Source organism: Candidatus Hydrogenedens sp., assembly GCA_035378955.1.
GTDB lineage: Bacteria > Hydrogenedentota > Hydrogenedentia > Hydrogenedentales > Hydrogenedentaceae > Hydrogenedens.
Genome location: DAOSUS010000096.1, coordinates 1 through 11,341 on the forward strand (window position 1 = coordinate 1; position 11,341 = coordinate 11,341).

Annotated in this window: 14 protein-coding genes; 7 read left to right on the forward strand and 7 right to left on the reverse strand. The window is 34.1% G+C overall.

What is annotated here, in order from left to right; genetic code table 11:
* The 4 genes from PLA12_13265 to PLA12_13280 form a co-directional block, all read left to right on the forward strand.
* Positions 1-429: DUF1829 domain-containing protein (locus PLA12_13265; GenBank protein HOQ33462.1), on the forward strand; the 429-nt coding region annotated here is incomplete at its 5' end.
* 90 nt (positions 430-519) lie between these two features.
* A complete protein-coding gene (locus tag PLA12_13270) occupies positions 520-933 on the forward strand; it encodes a HEPN domain-containing protein (protein ID HOQ33463.1) in 414 nt (137 codons plus the stop codon).
* Positions 912-1,250 (forward strand): nucleotidyltransferase domain-containing protein, encoded by a 339-nt coding sequence (locus PLA12_13275; protein HOQ33464.1) that lies wholly within the window; start codon positions 912-914, stop codon positions 1,248-1,250. The genes PLA12_13270 and PLA12_13275 overlap by 22 nt, the downstream gene beginning before the upstream one ends.
* Before the next feature lie 427 nt (positions 1,251-1,677).
* Entirely contained in the window at positions 1,678-3,486 is a 1,809-nt protein-coding gene (locus PLA12_13280; GenBank protein HOQ33465.1) for a glycoside hydrolase family 127 protein, read from the forward strand.
* A gap of 209 nt (positions 3,487-3,695) precedes the next feature.
* Here the strand turns inward: PLA12_13280 and PLA12_13285 are convergent, their stop codons facing one another.
* From PLA12_13285 to PLA12_13315, 7 genes are all read right to left on the reverse strand, one after another.
* A complete protein-coding gene (locus PLA12_13285; protein HOQ33466.1) occupies positions 3,696-4,112 on the reverse strand; it encodes a hypothetical protein in 417 nt (138 codons plus the stop codon).
* Between the two features lie 14 nt (positions 4,113-4,126).
* Positions 4,127-5,095 (reverse strand): DUF1559 domain-containing protein, encoded by a 969-nt coding sequence (locus PLA12_13290; protein HOQ33467.1) that lies wholly within the window; start codon positions 5,093-5,095, stop codon positions 4,127-4,129.
* 156 nt (positions 5,096-5,251) lie between these two features.
* Positions 5,252-6,316 carry a hypothetical protein gene (locus PLA12_13295; GenBank protein ID HOQ33468.1) on the reverse strand — a complete coding sequence of 355 codons (1,065 nt, stop codon included), beginning with the start codon at positions 6,314-6,316 and terminating at the stop codon, positions 5,252-5,254.
* Between the two features lies 1 nt (position 6,317).
* Complete coding sequence (locus PLA12_13300; GenBank protein ID HOQ33469.1) at positions 6,318-6,914, reverse strand: RNA polymerase sigma factor; 597 nt, start codon at positions 6,912-6,914, stop codon at positions 6,318-6,320.
* Between the two features lie 118 nt (positions 6,915-7,032).
* A complete protein-coding gene (locus PLA12_13305; GenBank protein HOQ33470.1) occupies positions 7,033-7,365 on the reverse strand; it encodes a hypothetical protein in 333 nt (110 codons plus the stop codon).
* A gap of 285 nt (positions 7,366-7,650) precedes the next feature.
* Complete coding sequence (locus tag PLA12_13310; GenBank protein ID HOQ33471.1) at positions 7,651-8,949, reverse strand: permease; 1,299 nt, start codon at positions 8,947-8,949, stop codon at positions 7,651-7,653.
* Between the two features lie 38 nt (positions 8,950-8,987).
* The gene (locus tag PLA12_13315) at positions 8,988-9,323 is read right to left on the reverse strand and encodes a metalloregulator ArsR/SmtB family transcription factor (GenBank protein ID HOQ33472.1); all 336 of its coding nucleotides are present in this window, start codon (positions 9,321-9,323) and stop codon (positions 8,988-8,990) included.
* Positions 9,324-9,537: 214 nt separating this feature from the next.
* Between PLA12_13315 and PLA12_13320 the strand changes: the two genes are divergently transcribed.
* From PLA12_13320 to PLA12_13330, 3 genes are read left to right on the forward strand one after another with little or no spacing between them, the layout of a single operon-like run.
* Positions 9,538-9,774: a thioredoxin family protein gene (locus PLA12_13320; protein HOQ33473.1), complete on the forward strand. Its 237-nt coding sequence runs from the start codon at positions 9,538-9,540 to the stop codon at positions 9,772-9,774.
* 29 nt (positions 9,775-9,803) lie between these two features.
* Positions 9,804-10,322 (forward strand): nitrophenyl compound nitroreductase subunit ArsF family protein, encoded by a 519-nt coding sequence (locus PLA12_13325; protein ID HOQ33474.1) that lies wholly within the window; start codon positions 9,804-9,806, stop codon positions 10,320-10,322.
* A 7-nt stretch (positions 10,323-10,329) separates the two neighbouring features.
* Positions 10,330-11,022 carry an aromatic aminobenezylarsenical efflux permease ArsG family transporter gene (locus tag PLA12_13330; protein ID HOQ33475.1) on the forward strand — a complete coding sequence of 231 codons (693 nt, stop codon included), beginning with the start codon at positions 10,330-10,332 and terminating at the stop codon, positions 11,020-11,022.
* Positions 11,023-11,341: the final 319 nt, after the last annotated feature.

The following is an 11,341-nucleotide window of genomic DNA, read 5'->3' on the forward strand; positions in this document are numbered from 1 at the left end:
AACCTCATTCAGGCAATACTATCTATAAATGACCTTTTTGTAATGGCTCCACCAATGGTAGCAAGTCTTTTCAGAGAAGATGTAGAAAGATTTTTGCGACTAAACGAGATACGTTTTACTCCATCAGTAAACTTTAATGGGAAAAGTGGATTTGTTCATTTCTTTGATTTTGTAATACCAGCGTCAAAAGTAAAACCAGAGAGGATACTTAAGGCGATTAATCGCCCTGATAGGCAAAACATCACATCTTTAATCTTCTCGTGGACAGATACAAAAGAGGTAAGAGAACCAAATTCTACTGCTTATAGTGTTTTAAATGATATGGAACAGTCAATAAATCCTGATTTGATAAGTGCACTGAAACAATACAAAATAATACCTTTACTATGGAGCGATAAAGAAAAATATATTGAAGAACTTGCTGCATAGAGGGGTGTAGTATGAAAATTACAAGAATTTTTATTACTAGTAGAAATGAAAAAGGATTTGGGAATATAAACGAGGTAAAAAAAGAGATTTATGGATATGGAGAAAGATAAAAATGCAAGGAATAAATTTAAATCACCTGAAGAATGGCTGAAACAAGCAGATTATGATTTAGATACAGCACAAGCAATGTTTGATGCAGGAAAGTATGTGTATACCATTTTTATGTGTCATCTTTCTGTTGAGAAAGCGTTAAAAGGACTTTATGCAAAAAAGTTTAAAAAAGACCCTCCGAAGATACATAACTTGAACTATTTTTGTGAAATGTTGGGAATGGATCTTGAAAAAGAATTATATGATTTCATTGATAATCTTAATGGTTTAAGCATTCCTACAAGATATCCTGATGAATTGGACAGGCTTTTAAGGGATTATGAAAAAGAGGAAACACATAATATCTTAGAGAAAACAAGGGAATTATTACTATGTATGAAAAGAATGTTATAAAGTCACAAATAAAAAATATATTGGAGAAACTTCTAACAGAAAGGGGAATAAGTATTGATAGAATTGTAATTTTTGGCTCGTTTGTGAAAGGGAGGTTTAGAGAAGATAGCGATATTGATGTAATCATTGTTTCTCGGAGCTTTCAAGGTAAAAGTATTTTTGAAAGGGTGAGGATGACCACCGGTATAGGTAGAGAATTAGTAAGAAAATTAAAAATACCTTTTGACTTACTCTATTATTCGGATGAGGAATGGGAAAATGAGGATTTTCTCATAATAAATGAAGCAAAAGAGAAGGGAGAAGTTATTTATATCTAAGAGCAAGAACATTTCTGCCAAAGGTCACCGATGCTTTATGGGGTTGGAAAATGACCACTGGATTATATTAAAGGTTTACCAACTTAGTTAATAGAAGTTTTTGACCCGCTGAATACATGCAGAAAAGTTGATGTTCCTACTTATCATAATGTTTTCTCCGATATGCACGAGAGGAAAAGTAATTTAGTTAAGGGCAAATACGAATTAAAAGTTCTAAAAGGGAAAAAGTTGAGGTGAAGATAATTGATATGCATGGAGAAGAGATACTTTTTGTAAAGGAGATATAGATTTAAATATTGTTACCCAAGATTTTTTAGTAATTAATAAATACTATATAGAAATATACGGACAGTCGCTTGTCCTATTTACAACTGGGACATTCTCATGGTTTATAATGGTTATATAACATTTATAGGAGGAAATGACCATGAGTACAGGAATTTTATTAACATGTATGTTATTTACTGCTATGGGTGCGAGTATGGATTTGGAGAGTGTGCCGTTGGATTGGGTTAAAGTTGGCGGTGAGATAGGTCGTCGTATTGATATTACAATATATAACAATACAATGGTGATGGATATTGATGGGGAATTTTTAGTGCCATTTGTAAAGAAGGAAAATGTTGGGGGTGGGTATATTGGAATAGATAAGACGATAGATGCGTTAGTTCGGTTTGCCAAATATACCAATGACCCGAAAGTAATTGAACGAAAAGACCATGTTGTTAAAACATTGCTTGACGCACAGGAAAAAGATGGGTATATCGGTTTGTTCAAGAAAAGTGACCGTGTATGGAAACTCTGGGATATACATGAGATAGCCTACATAATCTATGGTCTTTTGATGGAATATCGTTTTTTTAAGAACGAATCTGCATTAGAAGGAGCCAGAAAGGCTGGCGATTATCTAATTCAAAATATGAGTCCGTATCCGGGGCGTATACCTGGTGATGGCGATGTTTGCTGGGAAATGGGAACTACAGGAGTTGAAACGGCAATGCTTTGCTTATATGAAGACACAAAAGACCCGAAGTATTTGGATTTTGTTAAAAGTTATATGAAATTAGACCAATGGGATGGGCCTATTATTAAAGGTAGATGGGGACATATACAGGGACATGCCTATGCCCATTTGAAACGGTGTGTGGCAAAAATGCAATTAAATCGAATTGAAACAAATTTAGATTTGTTAAAGCCCGGTCGGAAGGTTCTTGATTTTATATTGAAAGACAACGGTATGGTTATTATTGGAACCTGCGGACAGCATGAATGCTGGCATGATACACAGGAAGGCAGTGCTAATTTAGGTGAAACCTGCATGACGGCTTATTTAATTCGCTGGTGGGATGAATGTTTAAGGGAAACCAATAATTCAAAATTCGGTGATTTGATGGAGCGTGCTATATATAACGCATTGTTCGGGGCTCAATTGTTAGATGGGAGAAGAATACGCTACTATACACCATTTGAAGGGAAGCGTGTATATTTCGACCAGGATTGTTATTGTTGCCCATGTAATTTCTGTAGGATAATTGCAGAATTGCCTCAGATGATATATTACACGAAAGATAACTCTATTTATATAAACCTTTTTACTCCCTCAAAAGCGACTTTGACCGTTGATAATACACCTATTGAAATCGAACAAGAGACCAACTATCCCTCGGAGGGGGTTGTGAAGGTTAAGATTAATGAAATACCTTACGAAAAAGCATTCCCAATTGCTTTTCGTGTTCCTTTATGGTGCAAAGAAGTTAAAGCAAGGATTAATAATGGAGATTGGATGGTTAAGAATGATTTGACAGGGAATATATGGTCGATAGAAAATTCATGGGAAAAAGGTTCTATTTTAGAGATTAATTTCGATATGAAAATGCGTGTAATCCGTGGTACTCAGGCTCAGGCAGGTAGAGTTGCAATCATGTATGGGCCTCAGGTGTTTTGTGTAAGCAGGAAAGCCAATCCTCAACTTGCGAATAAGGATTTAAGGCTAATTACCATTGACCCTAAATCTATTGAAGGACCTTTCCCTGATGATACAGTCCGTAAGGGAGGTTTGAAATTTACAGTAAAAGGCTGGGACACACTCAATTGGTATCCACTGGTTAAATATGATTATGAAAACATTATTTTGACAGAATTTCCCAACCCTGATGGAGAAATGACCTATTTACATGTCATAAACCCTGATGACCCGATTATAGAGGATGATGAATTTTGGGGCTTGAGCATGTAAAAATAAATATACAGAGCAATTTATAAGTGACAATTATTTTTGTATTCACATATAAAGACCCGTTTTTTTCGAGAGGCTCAATGAATGGGTCTTTTGAGTAAAAATAACAATACATCTACAAGGACAAAAATATTTAGTCCACTTCTTTTTTTAGCAAAGAGATAAATCAAATAAACACGAATAACATAATAAATTCTATAGCACTGTGTTTAATTGGTTAAGTGGTCTACAGATGACTGTTCCTTATTTGTAGATGGAGAAAGATTGGGTCTTTGCCTTCGAGGTCGTTGCCCGCGTTCTCTTGGAGGTGGTTCTGGTTCGTCATTGTAGCGAACACGAAAAATACGCGTTCCAAAACCTTCTACACGAAAACCTTCTGCCTTGCCGATAATATTTCCCTTGTCATCTAATAAGTCTGCTTCAAATCGTAGGTCTTTATCTTTTTGATTTTCATCACGAGGAAGAAACCGAATTTTACCAATTTTGGCGTTTCTTTCTTTAACTTTGGAATGCAGTTCTAAAGCCTCTTTTACTTTTTTATATTCTTCTGAAGGACCGCATCCGTTGATAGTAAAAAAAAGAGGCAATATTAAGAAAGCAATTATTAGAAATGAAATATTTTTCATAAAATAGTCTCCTTTTAATCGTCATGCCTACCACGGTCAACTAATGTTCCTAAAAATAAGGCTAAACCACGAGACACAGGAGCCTTATCGGAATATCGAAGAAATTCAACATGTCCATCCATATATAACACATTACAACCACCGGGGACATGATTAAAATATTTAACCATGCTGGATAGTGTATCGTGCATTACAAAGATTTCACTTTGGGCTTTATTACTTGCGGCAGGATTGTTAATATCCGTGATAAGAAACCGTTCTATACCTTCTCTTAATCGGTAAATAGTGTTTGTATTCCCATTTCCTAAAGGGTCAGTACCCATAATGTTTATAACGGGACAATCCCCGTCTACCAATTCAAAACTTTTAGCAAGAAAATAAGATTCACCACTACCGCCGTGTAAAAAACCTATGGCTTTTGTAAATAGACCGACAAAGAGTGCAACAAATTGTTGAGGTCCTGTAGCATCTGGGTTATCCAGCACAAAATCATGAGGGATATGGGGTAATAAAGACATTATTTCTGCAATGCCAATCTGTGGGTTGGTGTCTTCACATTTATCAAGAACCCAACCCGTGTAGACATAACTTAAATCAATAGCATCCCGCTTTTCAGCTAGATTAAATCGTCCTGTGGCTTGGTCAATAAGGCTCTGCATCGTGTTTTCCGGGTCGGAAGGGCAAAGTATAATCGCCGGGTCTGTTAAATACTCTGGATAGATTGTGTTGACCATCGGTCCAAGGGCAATGATGGCGCGTCTATGCGAATATGCTTCGAATTGCATGGGTGGAAATTTTCCACCTTTCGCTTCACTTGCATACATTTTATAGATAACTCCCCATTGTTTAAGATTATTTTGACAACTTGAACGACGAGCCGCTTCACGAGCGCGTGCCAGTGCAGGAAGTAATATTGCCGCTAATATAGCAATAATTGCAATAACTACGAGTAGTTCAATGAGAGTAAAACCTTCTCGTTTCATAACAAGCACCTTTTATTATTATATTTTAGTAAATATAGTTTATATTAATATTCTCAATTTTTGACTGAAATAAAATGTTTCAGGTTTCAGAAAATAATGGTCCAGAAACGCAGGATAGATAGTGAAAGGTTAATTGTTATTAATTAAGGAAGGAATTTAAATAGGAGTATTTTCAGAAGAATTAGTTTCCTCTTGTGTTTCAGGGGAAAAATTTTCTGACTGTGTTGCTTCATTACTAAATTCTTTTTCAAGGTTATTAGAAGGGATTAGGGTATTGTTATCTGGATTTTCTGTTGTTTGAATATTATTTATGTCCTGGGAATTTGTCTCATTGGGAGTAACATTGTTAGTGTTGATATTGCTGAGATTAGGAATTGAATCAAAGAAATTAAGAATTTGTGTAGAGATTTCTGGTTCGCCAACTAAACATACAAGATGATTATTTACTATACGGATATCTCTTACTTTCCCTTGTAGTATTGCAGGTTTATACATATCTATATTTTTTGAGGTGCAAGGAGATACTATAACCTTTAATTTTGAATCTTGATTTTGAAAGATAATTTGAATAATAAAACTATCATCAATAGAATCTTCCCTATAACCTATTAATTGATAATTGCTACTGGGATTCATTATTTCGTTGATATTTATGGCAATTGATTGTGTCTTATTTTTCAATAACTCCTGAATTGAATTGTAATCGGAAGAGGAGATGTTTTCTTCTGTCGATGCAAATACAATATTATTAAAATTTTCCTCAATTTTATTTTTCTTATCAAATTCTTTTTGTTGTATCAAGGCTATTTGTTCTGTTTGATTCTTGTAGGGCAGAGTTAATAAGTAATTCTTAAAATGTATAAAGGAAAGGCTACAACAAAAAATAAGAATACAAACCGTTCCCCAAATTATTTTCTTTCTCCCAAATACGGGAAATATGGATAAGTAATTAGATATTATTTTCATAAAATTTTGTTTTTTATTTTGATATATCTGCTTTTTAATTCTACATATCAATTCTTCCGGGCAAGTTTCTTTATCAATTAAGTTCTGAGATATTTTCATTTCTTTTTGTTTTTCCTGAAAAATAAATTCTTTGTGTTGTTCAATAAATTTATCTCCTTTAAGCATTCGGAGATATTCTAATCCCTCTTCGTCCAAAGCAAGCCATAAGAGTTCTGTATCCTCATCATGTCTTTTAAAATTCTCTGAGTTCGACATATTATCCATCTCCATAATTTTTTATTGCTGTTTTAGATTTATGCCCGTCAGGATATCTTGATGGAGCAATTTGATGTATTTTATCGGCTAATAACATTCTTAATTTGGTTCTTCCTCTGGACAGATGTGTCATAACACTCGCTTGAGGAATACCGATTACTGAAGCAATATCTTTATAGGGTAAGTCTTCTACATCTTTTAGATAAATACATAGTCTTTGAAGCAACGATAAATTCATAAAGGCTTGATAAACCTCATCGGAACATTGTTGTAGAAAATTATCAATATCTATTTTGCCATTACCGTTATTGTTCCATATTCTGTTAGGCGATACTAATGTCTCGGTATAATTTTCAATTGGTTCCCAATAAAAGGAAATATCCCGATTGGCACAAAAACATTTATTTAACAATATTTTATAGAACCAGGCTTTGAAATTCGTCCCTTCAATAAATTTATCTTTTTCTTTATATGCAGTGAGAACTGCATCTAAAAACACATCTTCTTTCATTGCCGGATTATAAAGATTCTGTTTTAGAAAACTATAGAATCTATCTTTATTTTCGGTTATATATTGAAGAAACTTTTCATCATTCATATTTTAAATTTGTTAAGTTTTATTTTTTGTAATGTAAAACGCTGGAGGGCGTTTTTTAATTGACTTCTAAAACGCCCTCCTTCTTGATTATGGTAATATTTTGCTTATTTATTACATCTTACTTCTTTTGAGCAGCAGCACATTCTTTAATTGCAGACAAATCAATTTCTGTGTTGTTATTTTTTACAATCCCTGTTGCTTCTACATCTTTGCCGGAAAGTTTAACAGCATCAGCCGACTTTGCACCTACTACTTTTAAAGTTTTGCCGGCAAGGTCAGCCAAAGCTTTTCCTGAACTATCCTTTGCTTCTTTCACTTGTATAGAAGCAGCATTGTTTTGCACAGAAACTTTACCGGTTACTGTTGCTTGAACATCCGCCGCAAAAGCACCGGCTGTTAAAATAAAAGCAACGACCATCGCAAAAGTAATTACACTTAATCTTTTTAACATAATTTTACCTCCTTATGTTATAAGGTTTTTGTAATTTAATTTATAAGAAGCGAGCGCTCACTTCGAACCCCTCACATTGGGGCTCACTATATATATTCATTTTATACCCATTTTTTATGTCAGTTATGATAAAAAATTTTAAATAATTCTTGCTTATATTTTTTTGGGGAATTTAACCAATTGATATGTAAATATTTATGAGAAAACTAATGGAGACTATTATAAATAGTACTTATTTGAAAGGATTAAAAGAAATGCATTTTTTCTAAAAAGAATTTATTGGATCTATGGCATTATTCCAAACAGAATGCCTGTTATAGTTGCCATAATGACAACGAGGGAAACATAAGTAACTGTTTTTTTCAAACCTAAAATGTTATATATAACTATCATACTGGGGAGCGATAATGCAGGTCCAGCAAGTAAAAGAGCTAATGCGGGTCCTTTACCCATTCCCGAACCGATTAATCCCTGTAATATCGGCACTTCCGTAAGAGTGGCGAAATACATAAAAGCCCCAACTATAGAAGCGAGAAAATTGGCACGGATAGAATTTCCTCCTACGGCGGTGTAAACCCATGTATTGGGGATAATTCCTTCATTCCCGGGTCTGCCTAAAAGGAAACCGGCTACAAATACGCCCGCAAGTAGTAAAGGAAGGATTTGTTTTGCAAAAGTCCATGTAGAAAAGAACCATTCTTTTGTTTCATCTGTTCCTGTCAAGGTAATGATAGAGAGACCGATAAAACCTGTAGAAAATGCTACTACGGGTTCATGGGGGAATAGAAAGGCAAAAATAATGCATACTATTGCTGTAACAATAATTTTCCACCATTGAATTTCAAACCATAACGCAAGAATAACCCCTAAAATAATTCCTGAGACAGAAGTAAATACCCATTTGTATTGAAACATAACATACCAGAAGCCCGTGTTATTTTCGGGCTTTCCCCAATTCGCAAATACAAGTATTGCTATCATGGATGCAAAGAAAAGGGCGGTTTTCCATAGAGGTCGCTTAGGTTCTGAAACAGGCATATTTGCATGTTTCAGAGTTCGCTGTGTCTCCTCTTTTCGGAAGATGAGGAACATTAACAATCCAATAATGATACTAAACAGGACTGCCCCCACAGCACGAGCAACACCTAATTCCAGTCCTAATATGCGAGCCGTGAGAATGATGGCTAATACATTAATAGCAGGACCTGAATAAAGAAAAGCCGTAGCAGGTCCTAATCCTGCACCCATTTTGTATATACCACTGAAGAGGGGTAATACTGTGCAGGAACAAACAGCCAGAATAGTCCCCGAAACTGACGCAACCCCGTATGCAATAAATTTATTGGCATCAGCGCCGAGATACTTCATAACAGAATTTTGACTGATAAATACTCCAATAGCACCAGCAATAAAAAATGCAGGAACAAGGCACAGTAATACATGTTCTCTTGCATACCATTTAATTAAATAAAGTGCCTCCATCACCGCATTATCAAAACGAGATGTTCCAACAGGTAAAAAATAACAAATGAAAAATGTCAGAGTAATAAAAAATAAAATTTTTCCTTCTTTTTTAATATCCATGTTTAAATTCCTTTATATTATATTCGAGAGATTTTTAACTATTTTTCTGAAGATAAATTTAATATTTCGAACTGCATTTTAGTCTTTTCTATGATAATGTTTTCTACACAGGATAAAAACATAGGGAGACATTTTAATCTCAGGCGATAATATACACGCAAACCTTCTTTTCGGTCCTCTATAATACCTGCTTGTTTTAAAATAGATAGATGTTTTGAGATTGTTGATATATCGTCTTCAATCAGTTCTTGTAGTTCACAGACACATTTTTCATGTTGAGCTAATTCATTAACAATGAAAAGTCGTGTTGAGTGAGAAAGAGCCTTTAATACCTGTGCATGTAATTCATATTTGTCTTTAATTTTTTTGTTCATATTCAATATCCTTAAAGTAACATTGTTGATTATTTGATATAATAGCAAAATAGCCAAATAAATTTCAACTTGGATTTTTTTGTTAAATTGCAAAAGTAATGATTATTTGGTATATGTATTATATAAGATGTTCTATGTCGTATATCCATTTGCAATATAATTTGGTAATTTGGTAAAATAAGAATATCATAACACAAACTTAAGGAGAATAGATATGAAAGAAATTAAAGTATTAGGTCCCGGTTGTATGAAGTGCGTGCAACTATATAACAACGCAAAAACCGCTGCAGATGAACTCAATATTGAATGTGAAATTGAAAAGATTTCTGATATTCAGAAAATCATGGACTATGGTGTTATGATGACACCTGCGTTGGTTGTAGATGGAGAAGTAAAGACAGTGGGAAAAGTTCCGTCTGTTGAAGAAATAAAGAAAATATTAGCGTCATAATCTTTACTTCAATAAGAAAGGAAAAATACATGAAAAATATTATTTCTGTTTTATTAATTCTTTTTGTGTGTATTTCATTAGGTTATCTCGTATATTCAGAGGTAAGAAATAATCGAATTACTGTTTCTGATGTAAAAGCACAAACCGCAGGAAATACATCACAAGAAAATAAAACTTCTCCAACAGATACTGGGGATAAATCAGAAGCCAAGGAAAAGGTTATTGTTTATTATTTTCATGGGACTGCTCGTTGTCCTACCTGTCGAGCTATTGAACAATATGCGAAGGAAGCAATTGAAAATACCTTTAAGAAAGAATTGGAAACAGGGAAATTGGAATTCCGAAGTGTAAATGTAGAGGAGCCACAAAATGAACATTTTATACAGGACTTTCAGTTATCTACACGCTGTGTTGTTGTAGAATGGAATGTAAATGGAAAAGCCCAGGATTGGAAAAGATTGGAAAAGGTTTGGGAACTTATTCATGGGGATAAAACAAGATATTATAACTACATACAAGAAAATGTCCGTGAGTATTTGAAGGGATAAATACGGAATGCAATTTTTAATGGGTCTTTTTTCTGCAGGATACCTTGGTTTTCTGACCTCTATCAGTCCCTGTCCTCTGGCAACAAATATTGTGGCTATTTCCTATATATCCAAGAAAATAACTCATCCCGGACTTGTCCTGTTGAATGGGCTTATTTATTCTTTAGGTAGAACCCTTGCCTATATCATACTCAGTTTTATACTTGTGAAGAGTTTATTGGATATGCCGTTTCTCTCTCATTTTTTGCAAAAATATATGAATAAAATTATTGGACCCCTTCTTATTATTGTGGGAATGTTTTTGCTTGACCTTATAAAGATTAATTTGAATATATCGTTTAAGACAGACAAGTTCAACAAGAAAATTGAAGAATGGGGATTGATAGGTGCTTTTCTGCTCGGATTTCTATTTGCTTTATCTTTTTGTCCAACATCCGCAGCATTGTTTTTTGGGGGATTAATACCATTAGCCACTAAAACAAATTCTGTTTTTAGTGTTCCCTTTTTCTATGGGGTTAGCACGGGCATTCCCGTTATTATCTTTTCTTTCTTAATTTCATTTGGAACATCGAAGGTTAGTAAAGTATACAATTTTTTATCATCAGCGGAGGTTTGGGCGAGAAGGATTACAGGGATAGTTTTTATCCTTGTGGGTGTTTATTTTACTCTTATTAATGTGTTCAAGATAAGTTTTTTCTGAAAGAGTGATACATGGGCTCTTGCCTGTTAAATTAATGGGACAAATGGGACCGATGGGACAAATGAGACCAAAGGGGCTGATGAGACGAATGTTACCGATAGGACAAATGTTTTACAATAGAAACAGGTATTTCATTGTATTTATAAATCCCACCGATATTTACCAGTTAACATATAGTCTATAAAGAAGAAAAACAGAGTATGTTAAGTTTTTTAATATTCACTTCTTCATTCATATTTTTGGTGTTCTTCATGGTTTAAAAAGCCATGTGTTAACTATGTACTATATCTTCAATTTACATTTGTCTTATCCGTTTCAT

What these genes read in the sequence shown, in the direction of transcription:
- PLA12_13270 (HOQ33463.1), top strand. Translation starts at nt 520, where the DNA reads ATGGATATGGAGAAAGATAAAAATGCAAGGAATAAATTTAAATCACCT.
- PLA12_13275 (HOQ33464.1), top strand. Translation starts at nt 912, where the DNA reads ATGTATGAAAAGAATGTTATAAAGTCACAAATAAAAAATATATTGGAG.
- PLA12_13280 (HOQ33465.1), top strand. Translation starts at nt 1,678, where the DNA reads ATGAGTACAGGAATTTTATTAACATGTATGTTATTTACTGCTATGGGT.
- PLA12_13285 (HOQ33466.1), bottom strand. Translation starts at nt 4,112, where the DNA reads ATGAAAAATATTTCATTTCTAATAATTGCTTTCTTAATATTGCCTCTT.
- PLA12_13290 (HOQ33467.1), bottom strand. Translation starts at nt 5,095, where the DNA reads ATGAAACGAGAAGGTTTTACTCTCATTGAACTACTCGTAGTTATTGCA.
- PLA12_13295 (HOQ33468.1), bottom strand. Translation starts at nt 6,316, where the DNA reads ATGTCGAACTCAGAGAATTTTAAAAGACATGATGAGGATACAGAACTC.
- PLA12_13300 (HOQ33469.1), bottom strand. Translation starts at nt 6,914, where the DNA reads ATGAATGATGAAAAGTTTCTTCAATATATAACCGAAAATAAAGATAGA.
- PLA12_13305 (HOQ33470.1), bottom strand. Translation starts at nt 7,365, where the DNA reads ATGTTAAAAAGATTAAGTGTAATTACTTTTGCGATGGTCGTTGCTTTT.
- PLA12_13310 (HOQ33471.1), bottom strand. Translation starts at nt 8,949, where the DNA reads ATGGATATTAAAAAAGAAGGAAAAATTTTATTTTTTATTACTCTGACA.
- PLA12_13315 (HOQ33472.1), bottom strand. Translation starts at nt 9,323, where the DNA reads ATGAACAAAAAAATTAAAGACAAATATGAATTACATGCACAGGTATTA.
- PLA12_13320 (HOQ33473.1), top strand. Translation starts at nt 9,538, where the DNA reads ATGAAAGAAATTAAAGTATTAGGTCCCGGTTGTATGAAGTGCGTGCAA.
- PLA12_13325 (HOQ33474.1), top strand. Translation starts at nt 9,804, where the DNA reads ATGAAAAATATTATTTCTGTTTTATTAATTCTTTTTGTGTGTATTTCA.
- PLA12_13330 (HOQ33475.1), top strand. Translation starts at nt 10,330, where the DNA reads ATGCAATTTTTAATGGGTCTTTTTTCTGCAGGATACCTTGGTTTTCTG.